Origin of the sequence: Saccharopolyspora sp. NPDC002686, assembly GCF_040295745.1 — a bacterium.
GTDB lineage: Bacteria > Actinomycetota > Actinomycetes > Mycobacteriales > Pseudonocardiaceae > Saccharopolyspora > Saccharopolyspora oryzae.
On sequence record NZ_JBEOVY010000145.1, the window covers coordinates 1 to 18,044 of the forward strand.

General features: G+C 70.4%; 13 protein-coding genes and 2 pseudogenes. 10 read left to right on the plus strand and 5 right to left on the minus strand.

The genetic code is table 11. The features are described 5' to 3' along the window. Positions 1-58 precede the first annotated feature (58 nt). Entirely contained in the window at positions 59-2,137 is a 2,079-nt protein-coding gene (locus ABTZ89_RS19910) for a S9 family peptidase (protein WP_351046707.1), read from the minus strand. Positions 2,138-2,325: 188 nt separating this feature from the next. On the opposite strand from ABTZ89_RS19910, the gene ABTZ89_RS19915 reads away from it, so the two are divergent. From ABTZ89_RS19915 to ABTZ89_RS19925, 3 genes and pseudogenes are all read left to right on the plus strand, one after another. Beyond that, entirely contained in the window at positions 2,326-3,297 is a 972-nt protein-coding gene (locus ABTZ89_RS19915) for a glycosyltransferase family 2 protein (RefSeq protein WP_351046709.1), read from the plus strand. Beyond that, positions 3,297-5,759: a GtrA family protein gene (locus ABTZ89_RS19920; protein ID WP_351046712.1), complete on the plus strand. Its 2,463-nt coding sequence runs from the start codon at positions 3,297-3,299 to the stop codon at positions 5,757-5,759. The genes ABTZ89_RS19915 and ABTZ89_RS19920 overlap by 1 nt, the downstream gene beginning before the upstream one ends. A 116-nt stretch (positions 5,760-5,875) precedes the next feature. Then, positions 5,876-6,358, plus strand: a pseudogene (locus ABTZ89_RS19925) (hypothetical protein); the annotation flags it as partial. 176 nt (positions 6,359-6,534) lie between these two features. Here the strand turns inward: ABTZ89_RS19925 and ABTZ89_RS19930 are convergent. The 3 genes from ABTZ89_RS19930 to ABTZ89_RS19940 all read right to left on the minus strand — a co-directional run bounded on the left by ABTZ89_RS19930 (position 6,535) and on the right by ABTZ89_RS19940 (position 9,785). Then, entirely contained in the window at positions 6,535-6,723 is a 189-nt protein-coding gene (locus ABTZ89_RS19930; RefSeq protein ID WP_351046715.1) for a hypothetical protein, read from the minus strand. Positions 6,724-7,495: 772 nt separating this feature from the next. Continuing rightward, positions 7,496-8,848, minus strand: a complete 1,353-nt coding sequence (locus ABTZ89_RS19935; protein ID WP_270946793.1) for an MFS transporter — start codon at positions 8,846-8,848, stop codon at positions 7,496-7,498. Between the two features lie 148 nt (positions 8,849-8,996). Next, positions 8,997-9,785, minus strand: coding sequence for a DeoR/GlpR family DNA-binding transcription regulator (locus tag ABTZ89_RS19940; protein WP_351046719.1), 789 nt, complete (start codon positions 9,783-9,785; stop codon positions 8,997-8,999). A 123-nt stretch (positions 9,786-9,908) separates the two neighbouring features. Here ABTZ89_RS19940 and ABTZ89_RS19945 point away from each other — a divergent pair, with 123 nt between their 5' ends. The 6 genes from ABTZ89_RS19945 to ABTZ89_RS19970 all read left to right on the plus strand — a co-directional run bounded on the left by ABTZ89_RS19945 (position 9,909) and on the right by ABTZ89_RS19970 (position 16,151). Beyond that, a complete protein-coding gene (locus tag ABTZ89_RS19945; protein ID WP_270946791.1) occupies positions 9,909-10,607 on the plus strand; it encodes an HAD family hydrolase in 699 nt (232 codons plus the stop codon). Positions 10,608-10,718: 111 nt separating this feature from the next. Next, positions 10,719-11,777 (plus strand): 2-hydroxyacid dehydrogenase, encoded by a 1,059-nt coding sequence (locus ABTZ89_RS19950; protein WP_351046722.1) that lies wholly within the window; start codon positions 10,719-10,721, stop codon positions 11,775-11,777. Continuing rightward, positions 11,774-13,237: an FGGY-family carbohydrate kinase gene (locus tag ABTZ89_RS19955; protein ID WP_270946789.1), complete on the plus strand. Its 1,464-nt coding sequence runs from the start codon at positions 11,774-11,776 to the stop codon at positions 13,235-13,237. Before ABTZ89_RS19950 ends, ABTZ89_RS19955 begins: the two co-directional genes overlap by 4 nt. A gap of 22 nt (positions 13,238-13,259) precedes the next feature. Continuing rightward, the gene (locus tag ABTZ89_RS19960; protein WP_270946788.1) at positions 13,260-14,999 is read left to right on the plus strand and encodes a dihydroxyacetone kinase family protein; all 1,740 of its coding nucleotides are present in this window, start codon (positions 13,260-13,262) and stop codon (positions 14,997-14,999) included. After that, positions 14,996-15,490 carry a ribose-5-phosphate isomerase gene (locus ABTZ89_RS19965; protein ID WP_270946787.1) on the plus strand — a complete coding sequence of 165 codons (495 nt, stop codon included), beginning with the start codon at positions 14,996-14,998 and terminating at the stop codon, positions 15,488-15,490. Before ABTZ89_RS19960 ends, ABTZ89_RS19965 begins: the two co-directional genes overlap by 4 nt. A gap of 13 nt (positions 15,491-15,503) precedes the next feature. Then, the gene (locus tag ABTZ89_RS19970; protein WP_270946786.1) at positions 15,504-16,151 is read left to right on the plus strand and encodes a class II aldolase/adducin family protein; all 648 of its coding nucleotides are present in this window, start codon (positions 15,504-15,506) and stop codon (positions 16,149-16,151) included. Between the two features lie 13 nt (positions 16,152-16,164). Here the strand turns inward: ABTZ89_RS19970 and ABTZ89_RS19975 are convergent, their stop codons facing one another. Next, positions 16,165-17,565, minus strand: a complete 1,401-nt coding sequence (locus ABTZ89_RS19975; RefSeq protein ID WP_351046729.1) for an HNH endonuclease signature motif containing protein — start codon at positions 17,563-17,565, stop codon at positions 16,165-16,167. 58 nt (positions 17,566-17,623) lie between these two features. Here ABTZ89_RS19975 and ABTZ89_RS19980 point away from each other — a divergent pair. Further along, positions 17,624-18,044 (plus strand): annotated as a pseudogene (locus ABTZ89_RS19980) (hypothetical protein); the annotation flags it as partial.

The window sequence follows — 18,044 nt, forward strand, 5'->3', positions numbered from 1 at the left end:
GTCATGTCTTGGTCCTTGGGGGGGGGCTCCGTTCCTCCGCTGACCCCCCACGACCGCATTAGCGTGCGAGCGACTTGCGGAGGAAGTCGACCTGCAGGAGCAGGAGGTTCTCGCTGGTCGTCTCGTCGGTGGGCATGTGGCTGACGCCCGGCAGCGGCAGGACCGTGTGCGGTCGGGCCGCTGCGGTGAGGGCCGCAGACAGGCGCAGGGCGTGGGCCAGGACCACGTTGTCGTCCACCGTGCCGTGCACGATCAGCATCGGGCGGTCCAGCTTCGGGGCGTCCGCGAGCAGCGAGTTCGCCTCGTAGACCTCCGGTGCTTCGTTCGGGTCGCCGAGGTATCGCTCGGTGTAGTGGGTGTCGTACAGGCGCCAGTCGACCACTCCGGCGCCGACCACCGCGGCGTGGAAGACGTCCGGGCGGCGCAGCACGGCCAGGGCCGAGAGGTAGCCGCCGAACGACCAGCCGCGGATGGCCACCCGGTCGAGGTCCAGCTCCGGGTGCTGCTCGGCCGCCGCGTGCAGCGCGTCGACCTGGTCCTGCAGCGGCGGGTTGGCCAGGTCACCGGCGATGGCGCGGTCCCAGTCCGGTCCGCGACCGGCCATGCCCCGGCCGTCGGTGACCAGCACCGCGAAGCCCTGGTCGGCGAACCACTGCGAGGTCAGGAAGCCCTGCTGGCGGGACAGCACCCGCTGCGAGTGCGGGCCGCCGTAGGGGTCCAGCAGCACCGGCAGCGGACCGTCCGAGGGCTGGTAGCCGTTGGGCAGCAGCAGCGCGCTGCACAGCTCGCGGTCGCCGAGGCGCAGCAGCTCGACGTTGAGGTCCATGCCGTGGGCCTCGGCGCGGCTGGCGATCTCGGCGATCTCCTGACCGTTGCGCCGCACGCGCACGCGGGTGCCCGGTTCGCCGAGCGTGGAGCTGGCGACCACCAGCACCTCGCCGGAGCGGGTGCCGACGTGCACGCCGGGCTCGGTGGTCAGCGCTTCGGCGCCGGCTTCGGTGACCCGGTAGAGGTGCACCTGCGTCGGGTCCTGCTCGGAGGCGGAGACCACGATGCCGTCGTCGGCGATGTCCACGATGCTGCGAACCTGCAGCGGTGCCGACGTCCACGGCCGGTCGCCGACGACGAGCCGGTACGCGCCCTCCTCGGCGCTGATGCGCACCAGGCGACCGTCCGGGGTCCAGGCGGGCCAGCCCGGCTTGATCTCCACCCAGTGCGGGTCGGTGTCGCGGTGCACCTCGGTGGTGCGGCCGGTGCTCGGGTCGACCGAGAGGACCAGCTGGGTGCGCTGGTCGCGGGTCTGCACGGCGATCAGCGGGCTGCCGTGCTGCGACCAGTGCGCGGTGACCAAGTAGGGGAACGCCTCGCGGTCCCACTCGACCGGGATGCGGTCGCCGTCGAGGTCGACCAGCGCCAGGGACACCTCGGCGTTCGCGGTCCCGGCCGCCGGGTAGCGCATCGGGGTCGGTTCGCGCGCCGGGTCGTTCGGGTCGCCGAGGTACCAGTTCCGCACCGGGGATTCGTCCACCCGGGCCGCCAGCAGCCGCGAGCCGTCGGGCGCCCACCAGTAGCCGCGGAAGCGGCCCATCTCCTCGGCGGCGATGAATTCCGCTGCGCCCCAGGTGATGTTCGCGCCGTCGGGTTCGACCAGCGCGCGGTCACCGGAACCGTCCACATCGATCACGCGCAGCGCACCACCGGACACGTAGGACACGCGTCGGCCGTCGGGGTCCAGGCGGGGGTCGGCGACGGGCCGGCGCACCGGGAGCTCGCGGGTCTCGCCCGTCGCGACGGCGGTGTGGAAGAGCCGACCGGACAACATGAAGACGACCGAGCTCCCCTCGCGGTCGGCCGCGTAGCCGGTGATGCCGCCCGCGCGTTCCCGCGCGCGTTCGCGGCGGGCCTGCTCCTCGGGGGTGACTTCGTCGTTCTCCTGCAGCGCCGCCGGATCGGCCAGCACTCGCTCCTGACCGGTCGCGGTGTCCAGCGCCCACAGGGAGTTGCGGGGATCGGTGCCGCTGGCCGAGCGGAGGAACAGCACCGTCGCACCATCGCCGGTGGCGGTGAAGTTCCGGGGAGCGCCGAGGGTGAAGCCCTGAGTCCGGGCGCTGCGGCGGGGGAATGACGCGGACGACATGGATCCAGCCTGCCATTCGCGGACCGCTGCGGTGCGAGCAGGTTCCGATCTGCCACGCGGACGGATTATTCGTCGGTGTGTCGGGCGGGGGTGCGGTCCGGCGCCGAACCTACCTTCGAGGCGAATCTTCAAGGACCGCAGCGGCTTCCGGTGTTCGACCGGGGCCGCCGAGACGGATGAGACCTGCCATGTACCTGTCGATGGTGGTGCCGTGCTTCAACGAGGAGCTCGGACTGCAACGGTTCCACGACGCGCTGGTCGCAGCGCTGTCGGAAGGCGTCCGGGATTACGAGGTGATCCTGGTCGACGACGGCAGCACCGACCGGACGCTGCGCGAGGCCCGTCGGCTGGCGGCGGCGAACCCGCGTTTCCGCTACGTGTCGCTGAGCCGCAACTTCGGGAAAGAATCGGCGATGCTGTGCGGATTGCGGCACGCGCGCGGCGATCGCATCGCGCTGCTGGACGCCGACCTGCAGCACCCGCCCGAGCTGCTGCGCCGGATGCTGCCGCTGCTGGACTCCGGTTACGACCAGGTCGTCGCCCGCCGGAGCAGGAGCGGGGAGCGGCGTTGGCGGTCGACGCTGGCCAGGGCGTACTACCGGGCGGTTCGTCGCTTCGCCGGGGTCCGGTTGCTGGACGGTGCGGGTGATTTCCGGGTGCTGTCGCGGCGCGCGGCGGACGCGGTGCTGTCGTTGCCCGAGCACCACCGGTTCTCCAAGGGGCTGTTCTCCTGGATCGGTTTCGACACCGCCTACGTGTCCTTCCGGGGCGTGCCGAGGCGCGATGGTCGGTCGAAGTGGACGTTCGGCGCGCTGCTCGAGCACGGCATCGACGGGCTGACCTCGTTCAACGCCAAACCGCTGCGGATGTCGATCTACCTGGGTGCGCTGGTGGTGCTCGCGTCGGCCGCGTGGGTGGTGCGCGCGGCTTTCGAGACCATTGTGGACGGTTCAGTGCTGCCGGTGGACGAAGCGCTGCTGGTCGGGCTGGCCGGAATGGGCGGCCTGCAGCTGTGCTTCCTCGGGGTGCTCGGGGAGTACCTGGGGCGGAGCTACTTCGAGACCAAGTGCCGGCCGCACTACCTGATCAAGGAGCGCAGCCCGGAACTGGGCGCGGACGTCGTGGCGCGCCGGTTGCGCCCCGCTGAGCTGGTGTCGTGATGCGGTGCGGGACGCAGCTCGGGCGGTTCGCGCTGGTCGGCGGGGCGAACACGACCGTGCACTGCGCGGTCTACTTCACCCTGTTCGCGCTGGTGCCGTACTTGCTGGCGCACGTGGTCGCGACCGCGGTGGCCACGCTGTGCTCCTACCTGCTCAACTGCCGGTTCACCTTCGGGGTCCCGGTCGGGGCCCGCACCTTCGTGCTGTTCCCGCTGGCGAACCTGGTGCTCATCGGGTTGAGCACGGTGGCGGTGGCCGTTGCGGTCGCGGTGGGCGTCGACCCGGTGCTGGCGCCGTTCGTCGGGGGTGCCGCAGTGCTGCCTGCGACGTTCTTCGCCAGCCGTGCGGTGCTGACCGCGCGGCGCGGGCCGGCTTCCGGCGGTGGTGCGGGTTTCGGCGACTGGCCCGCGGCTGCCGGGGTTGGCGCGTTGGTCGCGGTGCTGAGCCAGATCCCGCTGCTGGTGAACCCGTCGTTCTACTTCTGGGACGACAGCGCGGCGCAGTTCCTGCCGATGTGGCACCGGTTGGGGGAGCGGCTGCTGGCCGGTGAGTGGCCGCTGGCGCTGGACCTCGACTCGTGGATGGGCGGGAACCTGGCCGCCGAGGCGCTGTTCGGGATTTGGAACCCGGTGCACCTGCTGGACTTCCTGCTGGTGGTGTGGATCGGTGATCTCGCGGTCGCGGCCGCGGTGGTGAAGACGCAGTTCCTCGTCGTCCTCGGTGTCGGCACCTTCGTGCTGTGCCGGAGCCACGGTGCGACGCGGGGGATCGCCTCGGTGCTCGGCGCAGCGCTGCCGGTGTCGGGGTTCGTGCTGTTCTTCCAGGCCAGTTCGTGGGCGGGCGGGCTCATGGGCTTCGCCTGGTTGCCGTGGGCGTGGTGGGCGCTGCGCACCGACCGGGTGCCACCGGCGATGGCCTGGCTGCTGTGCTTCCTCTGCGTCTCGGCCGGTGACCCCTACAGCGTGCTGGCGCTGTGCCTGGTGTTCGCCGGGCTGCTGGTCGAGCGAGCCGGGGACCGGTTGCGGCTGGTGCTGCTCGGCGTGGCGGTGGGCGCCGCGTTGCCGCTGGTCTACGGCCCGGTGCTGGCGGCGTCGGCGGTGGGGTGGCGGTCCGGGTACGAGTTCTTCAACATCGGCCAGCTGGTGCCGGGCATCGGTGATCTGCTCAACGCGAGCCTGCCTTCCTTCCTCCCGCAGATCTCCACGTTCGGCACGTTCCGGATGTCGGTGCCCGCGACCTACTTCGCCTGGTTCGCGGTCCCGTTGCTGGCATGGCTGGATTGGCGCGCCGTCCGGTGGCGGAGCTGCGCTGTCGTGCTCGCGGGCTGCTACTTCCTGCTCTGCCTGGGGCCGTCGAACCTGTGGATGTTCCGCTGGCCGCTGCGCAACGTCGTGGTGCTGCACCTGGCCGTCGCCGTCCTGCTCGCCGTTCTGCTGTCCCGAGGTCTGCGCACCGACCGGTTCAAGGTGCGGTTGGCCTGTTCCGCTGCATCGTTGCTGGTCGGCGGGTACCTGGCGGTCGCCGCGTGGCCTGCGCAGGCGCCGAAGCACCTGGTGTCCCTGGTCGTGGTCGGTGGCCTGCTCCTGCTGGCGTTGCGCACTCGGATGCTCGTCGCGGTGCTGCACTTGGGCACGGTGTGCGTGCTGGCGCTGCAAATGGCGTGGTTTCCGGCCAATCGCGATGTCGCGGCGTACAACTTCCCCGCAGATGTGCGGGAATTGCGCGCGCATTTCGCCCCGTTCGGTGACGGCACCGTGGTGCAGGTCGCCGATCGCGGCTTGGTTCCACCCGAGCAGATCGCATCGCGGCAGGCGTGGTCGCAACTGCTGTTCGGCAACATGCCGGCGGCGGCCGGCACGGCGAATCTGGTGTCCTACACGGGAATCGGGTACGACGCACTGCACACCGAGCTCTGCCTGGGCTACTTCGGCGCCACTTGTCCGCGCGCCTACGACCGGCTGTGGGGACCGGACCGGTTGGCCGACCAGCTGCGCGTCGAGCACGTCGTGGTGCAGCGCCGGTTGCGCGAGGTTTCGGTGCCGCCTGACGGGTGGCGCGTCGCACGACGGGACCCCGAAGTCGTCGTGCTCAGCCGGAACGCGCCCGTCCCGTGGCCGAACGGTCGGGTGAGCTCGGCGCGCGATGTGCGGGTGCTCGATGACGTGGCGCAGGGGCAGACCCGGGAGACCGTGCGCTTCGCAGGTGCGGGGGAGCGGTCGGAGCTGGTGTTCGCACGCCTCGCCTGGCCCGGTTATCGCGCCGAGGTGGACGGTCGTCCGGTTCCGGTCGGGCAGACCGGTGCCGGGCTGCTCCGGGTGAACGTCCCGAACGCTTCCAGCGGCGTGCTCGTGCTGTCCTGGAGCCCATCCGGTTTCGCCTGGTACGTCGTGCTGATCTGCGCCGGAGCGGCGCTGGCCGCGGTGCTTTCCGCGCCACCGCTGGCACGGAGGTGGGGGCGATGAGAGCGGTGGTCCTCGTCGTGGTGGCGCTTCTCCTGGTGCTCGCCGCGCCGGTCGCTGCCGATCCGCAGCGCTCGCACATGCAGGTCGTGGCGCACCCGGACGACGACATCCTGTTCATGAACCCGGATCTGGCGGTGTCGGTGCGTTCCGGGGCCGAGGTGACGACGGTGTTCCTGACGGCGGGCGAGAGCGACGTGCAGCCGGCCGCGCAGTACGCCGCGAATCGTCGCGCCGGGACCCGTGCCGCGTTCGCGGCCATGGCAGGGGTCGTCGACGACTGGCGGGTCACTGCGCTCCGGATCGGCGGTGGGGAAGTCGAGATGCACGCGTTGCGCGCCCGGCCGGGAATCCGGTTGATCTTCCTGAACTTGCCCGACGACAACGATCCGCAGGCCACCGGTGGCAAGCACGCGCTCACCCGGCTTTGGCGGGACCCGACCGCTCGGGTCGCCACGCTGCGGCCGGACGGCTCTCCGGTGGCGGTGGTGGAGCACGACCGGGCCTCGATCATCGGGCTGCTGGCCGATCTCCTCCGGCAGGTCGAGCCCACCATCGTCCGCACCCACGATCCCGAACCCGATCCCCGGAACCAGCCGCAGTGGGGAGAGCACCACAACCACCCGGACCACGTGATGACCGCGCGATTCGCCGAGACCGCGATGCGCAGCGCCGCGCTCCAAGCGCATCTCGTGCACTACCGCGACTACGACATCGCCGATGCGCCGCCGAACCTGCCGCCGGAGGTCGTGGCGGACAAGCGGGCGATCTTCGAGCACTACGCCCGGCACGACCCGGTGGTCAGCCTCGACGAGCCGTACACGACGTGGCTGCGGAGCATGAGGCAGCGCTGGCCGTGGGGCCCGAACTGGATCGCGACCGACAGCAGCGGTCGGGAAGTGCACGTCTTCGTGCGCGGTGACCGGTTGATCGAGGGATCCGGATCTGCGGAGTCGGTGGTGGCCACCCCGGGATTCGTACCGCGTTCGGCGGTTCTCGTGGACGCGGGCACGGTCGTCGCGCAGGACCGCTACACCGGCGAGATCTTCCTGCGGGAGAAGGGGAATCCGTGGCGCGCGCTAGGTGCGCCGCGTGCAGGCGAGCAGGTGACGCACGTCGGGGCACCGGCAGCCGCTGCTGTTCCCGGCGGTCGAACCGTGGTCGCTGCGAAGAATCCCTCGGGTGGGGTGAGCATCCGCTTCGCCGACGCACCGGCGTGGACCGATCTCGGTGGGACCGGTGTCCGCGACGGCGTCTCGGTGCTCGTGACGGGGGCAGGGGAAGTGCACGTGCTGGCTGCGGCGGACGTGGGATTGCTGCATTGGAGGCTGACCGCGTCCGGGCAGGCGGAGCTGGTCTCGTCGCCGTCGGCGCACCGCCCGGCCGGGGCGGTAGCGGTGGCGCGCGGGCAGTTCGCGTTCGCCGCGTTTCGCGAGGTGGGGACCGGGGATCTGGTGGTGCTGGGGGAGCAAGCCGGGTGGGCCGTGGTCCGCCGGGTCGAGGCCTCGGCCACTTCCGACCCGGCGTTGGCGGCGGGGAATCCGCCGGTCCTCGCGGCCCGCAACGCCGATGGTTTCGTCGAGGTCTTCGACGAGACCCGGACTGCCGTGCTCGGACCGGCAGTCGGTGATCCGTCCTTCACCCCGGACGGCCGTTTCGTGGCCGCGCTGGGCGACGACGGCCGGATGCACGTGAGCCCGCGCCCCCCGAAGGGGACGCGGGCTCATCGATCAGTGCGATCAGGCCGCGGGAACGGTCTGCGCCGCCGCGCTCAGCTTGCGAGCCTCGCCCGGGTCGGACGGGTCCTTGACCTTCAGGCTCAGCAGCGCCACCAGGATGTAGAGCACGCTGAAGGCGATCGCCACACCACCGCCGCCGACCAGCGGGAACAGGATGGTGACCACGACCGGGCCGACGAACGCGGCGCCACCGGCACCGAGGTTCAGGATGGCCAGGGCCGCGCCCTTGTCCTTGGGGGAGACCATCGACGGCATCAGCGCCGACAGCGGGACGAACCCGGCCAGCAGGATGCCGTAGACGACGCCGAAGGTCGCCGTCACCGCGAAGCTCTGGGTGCTCACCGCGGTGAAGTACCAGAGCGGGGTCGCGATGGCGCAGCCCACGCAGCCGAACCAGGTGATCGTGCGCCGCCAGCCGAAGCGGTCGGCGAAGACCCCGAAGAACAGGTTCGCGGCGATGTTGGCGCCGTAGCTGATCGAGGCGAGGGTCGCCACCTCCGAGGAGGTGAGGAATCCGCCGCCCGGCGTGGCCGGACCCAGCACGAACGGGAACATCGCGAAGAAGCCGTACTGCGGCGCGGTGTTGACGATGCGGATCAGGCCACCGGCCAGGGTGCGGCGGTCGCGCCACAGGATGTCGACGCCCTCGGCCAGCCGCTTGAGGCTGCGCGGGTTCTCGACGGTCTCGTCGGCGATCGGCAGCAGGCCGTGCTTCTCGCGGACCGCGAAGCTACCGATGAGCACACCGGCGGTGACCACGACCAGCGACAGCACCAGGGTGCCGTGCTGGTCCAAGCCGAAGACGCCCATCGCGACCGCGGCCAGCGCCGCGCCCAGGGTCGGCAGACCACCGGTGAAGGCGAACCAGAACCAGCCGGCGACCGAGCCGCGCATCTTGACCGGGCTGGCGATCTGCACCCACACCAGGAACGCGAAGGCGAACAGCGGGTAGGCGAAGCCGCGGAGGCCGTAGGTGGCGACGATCAGCGTTCCGTTGTGCGAGGGCAGCGCCACGAACAGGAACAGCAGCTCGAACACGACCCACCAGGCGCCACCGAGCCACATCACCCGGCGCGGGCCCCAGATCGCGGAAAGCGTCCCGGAGAACCAGGAGGCGATCATCGCCGCGACGCCGTAGATGGTGACCGTGGCGAAAGCGGCAGTCGACCCGGGCAGTCCGCCGCCCTCGGGCTGCTGGAGGTAGTCCGAGAGGAAGGTGGTCTCCACGCCGTCGCCGATCATGAAGATCAGCACGGCGACGAAGCCCCAGAACAGGGGCTTGGGAATGCCGATGCGGTCGAGTCTGCTGGCCGGGCGGTTCGCCTCGGCCTCCGCTGCGGTCTGTTGGGACATCACTGTCTCCAAGGAGTGGAAGTTCTCGGCGCACGCTCACAGCGGGCCGGTCTACGAGTGCTGGCTATCATGCACCTCGTTCATATTAACGCGCAAGACGTTAATTTAAACGATATCTACCGCGGCTCCGGGCGGGCGGCGCAGTCGATCACTCCACGGGGGCGAGCCGGACGTCGGTCTGCTCGCGCATCTCCTCGACCAGCGCGGAGTCCAGCTCGCCGGCCAGCAGGACGTGGTCGAAGGCGCTGACCGGGGCGAACTGGTGCAGCGCCGAGCGGGCCACCTTGCTGGCGTCCATCATCAGCACCTTGGTCGTGGCGCTGGCCAGCATCGCCCGCTTGACCAGCACGATCTCCTGCTCCTGGTGGAAGGTGAGCCGCGCGTTCATCGCCGAGGTGGACAGGAACACGATGTCCACCGAGAAGGCGTTGATCATCTCCTGGCAGGGCAGGCCCAGGTAGGAGTCGTGGGTGCGGGAGTACTCGCCGCCCAGGCCGATCAGCCGGATGTCGGGCACGTCGCGCAGCGTCTCCTGCACCTGCCGGTAGTTGCTGACCACGGTCAGCGGGCCGACGTCGGGCAGCAGCCTGGCCAGCGCGAGCGCGGTGGTCGAGTCGTCCAGCATCACCGACATGCCGGGGGTGATGAACTGCAGCGCGTCCCTGGCCAGGGCTTCCTTCTCCGCGGTGTGGGTGTGCAGGCGGAAGTCCGAGCTGCTCTCGAACACCGTGGACGGTTGGGCGGAGACCCCGCCGTGGTACTTGCGCAGCAGGCCTCGGGTGACCAGGTCGTCGAGGTCGCGGTGCACGGTCATCAGGCTGACCCCGGTCAGCTCGGACAGCTCCGCGGCGCTCGCGAAACCCTGCGCGACCACGTGGTCGATGATCTTCTGCTGCCGCAGGATTCGGGGGGACTGCTTCTTCGGTGCGGACGCCATGCGGTCATCTTGCCCCGCGCGGGGGCCTGTTCGGGAGGTGACGCCGAACTATCAATCAAAGGGTGACAATTAACGTTGATCATGTTAATTTGAGCCGTACCAGTGTTTGGCGGGAGGTTTGAGATGACCCAGTCCGAGGGGCCGAACGGCGTCCACCGCGCGGTCGTGTTCGACATGGACGGCGTCCTGGTCGAGAGCGAACACCTCTGGGAGCGGATGTGGGCCAAGTTCGCCGCCGCTCGCGGCAAGACCTGGACGGTGGCGCAGACCCGGCAGGTCCAGGGCATGAGCGCCCCCGAGTGGTCGGCGTTCCTCGCCGAGTTCGCCGAGGCGACCGAATCCGCCGAGGCCACCGAGAAGATCGTGGTCGACGACATGATCGCCGCGCTCGACGGCGGTGAGATCGAGCTGCTGCCGGGTTCGGCCCGGATGGTCGAGGAGTCCGCTGCCCGCGCCCCGATCGCGCTCGCCTCCTCCGCGCCGCGCCGCCTGATCGACGCCGTGCTGGACCGCCACGGCCTGGTCAAGCACTTCAGCGCCACGGTGTCCAGCGCCGAGGTGCCCAAGGGCAAGCCCAGCCCGGACGTCTACCTGGCGGCCGCCGAGAAGCTCGGCCAGGACCCGAAGCAGTGCCTGGCGGTCGAGGACTCCAGCAACGGCCTGCGCGCGGCCGCGGCCGCCGGGATGACCGTGGTGGCCATCCCCAACGCCGACTACCCCCCGGCCGAGGACGCGCTGGCCGGTGCCAGCTACGTCGCCTCGGACCTCGACGACGTCCGGCAGCGCCTGGTGGGCTCGCTGCCGGAGCCGGTCGGCAGCTGACCCCCCGTTCCTCCCGTCCGCGCCGCCCCGCTCCTGGGCAGGTAGAACGGTTCTGATCACGCAGAATCGGGGCAGCGCAGCAAGACAGCCTTTGTGACAAAGGAGTCCTCCATGACCAGCGTTCTGGCCGCAGGCGACCACTTCGTCGCCCCCGAGGTGTTCGTCGGCGCCCTCCGCGACAGCGCGGGTGCGCACGACCTGCAGTTCAGCACCCTGAAGCTGCCGTGGCCGGTGGAGCCGTTCGGCCCGGTCGGCAACGTGCTCGAGGCCAGCGGAACCGAGCAGCAGCTGCTCGACGCGCTGGGCGACGCGGAGATCGTGGCCACCCAGATGGCGCCGTTCACCTCCGACGTGCTGGCCGCCGCCCCGAACCTGAAGTTCGTCGGCGTCTGCCGCGGCGGGCCGGTGAACGTCGACCTGCAGGCCGCCACCGACAACGGTGTGATCGTCAGCTACGCGCCGGGCCGCAACGCCGCCGCGGCCGCCGAGTTCGCGGTCGGGCTGACCCTCGCCGCGCTGCGCCGCATCCCCGGTTCCGACGCGGAGCTGAAGTCGGGCAACTGGCGCGGTGACTACTACGCCTACGAGAACGCCGGCATCGAGCTCGAGGGCGCCACCGTCGGTCTCGTCGGCTACGGCGCGATCGGCAAGATCGTGGCCCGCGTGCTCAAGGCCTTCGGCTCGCACGTGCTGGTCTCCGACCCGTTCGTCAAGACCGAGGACGCCGCGCGCGACGGCGTCGAGCTGGTCGAGCTCGACGACCTGCTGCGCCGCAGCTCGGTGGTCAGCCTGCACGCGCGGCTGACCCCGGAGACCAAGAACCTGCTCAACGCCGACAACCTCAAACTGCTGCCGGAAGGCGCGGTGCTGATCAACTCCGCGCGCGGTGGCCTGCTGGACTACGCGCCGCTGCCGGAGCTGCTGAAGTCCGGTCGGCTCGGCGCGCTGGCCGTCGACGTCTACGACATCGAGCCGCCGCCCCGCGACTGGCCGCTGTTCGACGCGCCGAACGTCATCACCACCCCGCACCTGGCCGGTGCCACCCGCCAGACCGCGCACCGCGCCGCGCAGATCGTGGCCGGCGAGGTCGCGCTGTACCTCGAGGGCAAGCGCCCGCGCTTCGTGGCCAACCCGGACGTGCTGGCGAAGTTCGAGGGCCTGCAGCCATGATCATCGGGGTTGACGTCGGAACGTCCGTGACCAAGGCGTCGCTGCTCAACCGCAACGGAACCGCCCTGGTCACGCACAGCATGCGCAGCACCCTCAACCGGCTGCCCGGCGGCCGGGTCGAGCAGGACCTCGACGAGGTCATCGGCTCGGTGGTCCGCGTGGTGCGCGAGGTCGCTGCGGTTGCCGAGAGCACCGGCGAAGTGGTCGAAGCGCTGGCCATCACCGGCCAGGGCGACGGCCTCTGGTTGCGCGACCACCAGGGCCAGCAGGTCGGCCCAGCGATCTCGTGGCTGGACGCCCGCGCGGCCGGTGTCCTGGACAGCTGGGGCGAATCCGGTGTGCAGCGGAAGGTCTTCGAGCTCACCGGGTCGGGGATGTTCCCCGGTTCGGCGGGGCCGCTGCTGGCGCACCTCGCCGAGCACGCCCCGGAGCGCCTGGAGCGGGCCGCCGTCGCCGGTTACTGCGTCGACGCGATCGTGCAGCGCTTCACCGGTGAGATCACCGTGGACGCCTCCGATGCTTCGCTGCCGTTCCTGGACGTGAAGGAGCGCGCCTACTCGCAGGCCGCGCTGGAGGCGTGCGGGATCGCCGAGCACCGGCGGCTGCTGGCCGAGCCCGCACCGCGCAACAAGCTGTTCGCGCTGGACGGCAAGGCGGCCAAGGAACTCGGTCTGCCTGCGGGACTTCCGGTGTCGGCGGGGCCGTTCGACCTGCCCGCCTGCGCGTTCGGTTCCGGCGTCAGCAACGTCGGTGACGGCAGCCTGGTGATCGGCACGACGCTGGGTTGCCAGGTGCTGCGCGACGACGTCGCCATCGACCCGCACGGCGAGGCCGCGGGCATGTGGCTGGCGACCCCGCTGGAGCAGCGCTACCTGCGGGTGATGCCGGCGATGGTCGGCACCGCCAACCTGGACTGGGTGCTGGCCATGGTGGGCGCCGGGGTGGACCAGCTGGAGACGTTGCTCGCCAGCAGCAAGCCCGGTGCCGGCGGTGTTTCGGCGCTGTCGTTCCTGTCCACCTCGGGCGAGCGGGCGCCGTTCGTGGCCCCGCACGCGCGCGGCCAGTTCACCGGGCTGTCGCTGGACACCGCGCAGGCGGACCTGGTCCGGGCGATGTGCGAGGCGGTGGCCTACGCGGCCCGGCACAACCTGGAATCCGCCGGTCTGACCGGTGAGGTCTCGGCCTGCGGTGGTGGGGCGCGTTCGGCGGCGTGGAGCCAGATCTTCGCCGACGTGCTCGGCCGTCCGCTGCACGTGCCCTACGAGGAAGGTGTGGGCGCGCGCGGCGCGGCCATGACCGCGTGGGATTCGCTGGGCGAGCCGGTGGACCGCGAGCTGTGGGCCCAGGGGCGGCGTACCGTGCAGCCGCACCCGAACGCGGTGGAGTTCTACGAACGCGGCTACCGCGAGTACCTGGTTTCGATCGACCGCGCCCGCCCGCACTGGGGCGCGAGCTCCTGACTGCTGCTTGAGGAGAAGTGCGATGACGCGCTTGTACGACGACCCGGCGACGTTCACCGAGGACATGGTGACCGGTTTCGTGGCCGCGCACCCTTCCTACGTCCGGCAGGTGCCGGGCGGTGTGGTGCGGGCCAAGCGGCCGCGGCGGGGCAAGGTCGCCGTGGTCACCGGTGGCGGATCTGGGCATTACCCGGCGTTCTGCGGCGTGGTCGGGCCGGGCTTCGCCGACGGTTCGGTCATCGGCAACATCTTCACCTCGCCGTCGGCCGATGACGCGTACTCGGTCGGCCGCGCGGTGGACCGCGGTGCCGGGGTGGTGTTCTCCTTCGGCAACTACGCCGGGGACAACATGAACTTCGGTCTGGCCGTGGAGCGGTTGGAGCGCGAAGGGATCCGGGCGCACAACGTGGTGGTCACCGATGACGTGGCCAGCGCTCCGGCGGCGGAGCAGAACAAGCGCCGCGGCGTGGTCGGTGACTTCGTGGTTTTCAAGGTCGCTTCCGCGGCGGCCGAGGAGGGCTACGACTTCGACGAGGTCATCCGGGTCGCCGAGCACGCCAACGCGCGCACCCGCAGCCTGGGCGTGGCCTTCGACGGCTGCACGCTGCCGGGCCAGGACCACCCGCTGTTCGAGGTGCCGGAGGGCCGGATGGGCCTCGGGCTGGGTATCCACGGCGAGCCGGGCGTCTCGGAGCGGGAGCTGCCGTCGGCCTCGGAGCTGGCGAAGATCCTGGTCGACGGTCTGCTCGCGGAGGCTCCGGAGACCGGATCCCGTCGGGTGACGGCGATCCTGAACGGTCTGGGCGCCACCAAGTACGAAGAGCTGTTCGTGGTGTGGGGCACCGTGTCCCGCTTGCTGGCCGAGGCCGGGATCGAGGTCGTCGCGCCTGAGGTCGGCGAGCTGGTGACCAGCCTGGACATGGCGGGTTGTTCGCTGACCCTGACCTGGCTGGACGACGAGCTGGAGCGGCTGTGGCAGGCCCCGGCGGATTCGCCGGCGTACCGCAAGGGCAACGTCGAGATCGCCGCCGCGGACGCGGAGGTCGAGGACGAGGAGCTGCCGGAGCTGCCGGAGAAGGTGACCGTGGTGGCCCCGGCGGAAGGCCAGGCGACCTCGGCGACCGTGGTGAAGGCACTCCGCGCGATCGCGGATCTGCTGCACGACGAGGAAGAGGAGCTGGGCCGTCTCGACGCGATCGCCGGCGACGGCGACCACGGCAGGGGCATGACGCGCGGCAGCGCGGCGGCGATCGCGGCTGCGGAGGAAGCGGCGGCGAAGGGCGTCGGCCCGGCGGCGGTGCTGGTCGATGCCGGTGACGCCTGGGCGGCGAAGGCCGGTGGCACCTCGGGCGTCCTGTGGGGCGCGGCGCTGCGGTCGTTCGGCGACATGCTGCCGGACCACCGCGCGGCACTGCCGGGCGATCTGACTTCCGGTGCGTCGGCGGCGTTGGCTTCCGTGCAGCGGCTGGGTCGTGCGGAGCTCGGCGACAAGACGCTGGTCGACGCGATGGTGCCGTTCGTGGAGGCGTTGCGCCGCGAGGTCGACGGCGGTGCGAGCGGCCGCGAGGCCTGGGCCCGCGCGGCGGAGGTCGCCACGGAGGCTGCGGCGAAGACCGCGGACCTGCGCCCCCGCACTGGTCGTGCTCGACCGCTGGCGGAGCGCAGCGTCGGAACGCCGGATCCCGGTGCGACGTCGTTGGCGCTCGCGCTCACCCGGATCGGCGAGGTGCTCGCCGGTGACAGGAAGGACGAGGAGAAGTGACTGAGCAGGCGCCGCTGCGCATCGTGGTCGGTTCCGACGACGCGGGGCTGCAGTACAAGGACGCGTTGAAGAAGGACTTGGAGAACGACCCGCGCGTGGCCGATGTGGTGGACGTGGGCGTGGGCTCCGACGAGCACACGGCTTACCCGCACGTGGCGGTCAACGCCGCGCGTCTGGTCGCCGAGGGCAAGGCGGATCGCGCGCTGCTGGTGTGCGGCACCGGTCTGGGCGTGGCCATCAGCGCGAACAAGGTGCCGGGCATCCGCGCGGTCACCGCGCACGACAGCTACTCGGTGGAGCGCTCGATCCTGAGCAACAACGCCCAGGTGCTGTGCTTCGGCCAGCGGGTGGTCGGTTTGGAGCTGGCCCGCAAGCTGGCGGGGGAGTGGCTGGGCTACCACTTCGACGAGTCGTCGGCGTCGGCTGAGAAGGTGGCGGCGATCAGCGGTTACGAGTCGGCGGCGTCGGAAGTTCCTGGCGTCTCGTGTTGAACGAAGGTGTGAAGTGAGCAGTTCGCGACTGGCCGCGCAACGGAGCGAGGTCATCGCCATCGCCCAGCGCATGACGGCGGACCGGCTGGTGGTGGGCACGTCCGGCAACGTGTCGGTGCGCTGCGGTGATCTGGTGGCGGTGACGCCGTCGGGTGTCGATTACGACGATCTCCAGGTGGCGGACATCCCGGTGGTGAACCTGGATGGTGTGGTGGTCGAGGGCGAGCTCAAGCCCACCTCGGAGCTGCCGATGCACCTGACGGCGTACCGGGAGCACGACGCGGGTGCGGTGGTGCACACGCATTCGCTGCACGCGACGGCGTTGTCGTTGCTGCGCAACGAGGTTCCGGCGGTGCACTACCAGCTGGCGGATTTCGGCGGCCCGGTGCGGGTGGCGGATTACGCGACGTTCGGCTCGGACGCCTTGGCGGAGTCGATGTCGAAGGCCTTGGCGGATCGCACCGGCTGCATCCTGCGCAACCACGGCACGGTCACCATCGCGGATTCCTTGCCGAAGGCCTACAACCGAGCCCGCCAGCTGGAGTGGCTGTGCGAGTTGTGGCTGACCGCAACGCGAGTTGGTGACCCGAGCCTGCTCAGCGAGGAGGAGTTGGCCCGCTGCGCGGAGCTGTTCTCCGGATACGGCCAGCAGCCGCGCTGAGCGGAAAAGCGCGTCACGCGATGCCCTCCGGGTCCCTGGGCGCAGGGATGAGATCCCGGAGGGTGTCGCGGTAGGCGGCGGGCAGTGCTCTGCCGCCTGGCCTCGGTGTTCGCGAAGGGTCCACATCGGACCGTGGTGTGAACACGGGCCGCCCGCTGTGCAACGCGATCCGCCACTGCTGACTGTGGATGATGCGGTGGTGGTGCCCGCACAGCATGATCATGTTGTCGACGGTGGTGGGCCCTCCGTCGATCCAGTGCGTGACGTGGTGCGCTTGCGGTGTCCCAGGCGGACGGTCGCACCCCGGGAACGCGCACACTCCATCACGTTGCAACAACGCCGCCCGGATGTGCGTGGGCGCCGTCCGCTGGGCCGTTCCGACGTCCAGCGGGAGGCTGTCGCCCCCGAGAACGACGGGCAGGACCTCGCAGTCGCAGGCGATGCGACGGACGTTCTCCGCGGTGATGGACTGCTCGGTGGCCTGCAGAGTGCCGGGCATGCCCTCGTCACCCAGCAGCAGTCCCCGCTTGAGGTCGTCGAAGTCGACGGTGATGTTCAGGTGCGGACGCTGACCCCCGGTGCGCGGCATCTGCTCGGAGTCCAGCACGAGATCGACCATCGCAGCGAGCCCATCGGCATTGCGCTGCCCGGCATCACGCGGATCCTTCTCGCCGTCCGCTTCGGGACGAGGCGCTGACAGCGGCCGGATGGCTTCCACGAACTTCGCGCCGGCTTCCCGGTCGAGGCGCGCCTTGATGACCAACATGCCGTCCCGCCCGGTGACGTAGTGCAGTTCCCGCGCCTCGTACTGGGCTTCCTCGTCGCGGTAAGCCCCGTCCTGGTCCAGCAGGTACTTGATGCGCTCAGCGAGCTTGGCGAGATCACGCGGACACATGCGACGCGCGTTGTCGGCCAGGAGTGCGTCGATGTCGGCGGTGTGATGCACGCGCGCGTGCTCGGGCATGCTGCGCACGCAGCGAGAAACCACCCGCGCATGCTCGATCCCGATCGCCCCGTCTTCGAGGGCATCGGCCGTAGCGGGCAGATCGGCGGCAAGCGGTTCGCCGTAGCTGCTCGTCTGCCGCTCAACATCGCGAGCGACGACAACACGAGTCTTCGCCTCGGACAGGTCAATGCGGAGCAACCCCTGCAACCACACCTGCGGCGAACGCGCGCCCTGCTCCGACGGCAACCCCCGATGCTCGGCCTCGGCGATCAGCTGCAGCTGCCGCATCCGAGCAACACGAACGGCCCGCTCGATCTCGGCGATCTCAGCAACGAGCTCGGCATCGGAGCACCCCACCGCCGGACGCGACTCGACAACCACGCCAAACCCAGCAGGCGCAGTCGAAGTCGCCGCCGCGCCAAAAGAGGCGTCGGCGCCAACATCAGTAGACGTCATCAGCGGTGCCATGCCTCAAGTGTCCCATGGATCGAACACAGTTTCGACCAAATAAAGGTAGCTCGATAAGGTGATCAAACCCCGCTCGCAGCGGTTCTCGCGCCGGGAGAACGGCGCCTCCAATCCCGGAGCGCGATCACTGTCGCTTCTGGGGGCAGGCGGCCATCTCAAGCGCGAGGCAACTGCACCCAAACCCAAACCTGTCAAAGGTTTTCCCAAAACAAGCTCCTGCGAAAGCCGTCTTCACGTGAGCTCAACGAGCGATGAAACCGATCGAAAAGTCAAACCACCAAAGAAAAACACAACCCCGAAAGCACGAAACAACAGTCAACACAACAGGTTCCGAAGAACAACACGCCGCCAGGCGACAACACCCACCACCCTCCGCAAAGCCCCAACCACCCACGAGCCAGAAACCCCCGCGGAGCGCTGGCTGGTCGACGGCGGGCCCGCGACGGTGGGCGTGATCGGCTCGGTCACCCGGCCGTTCT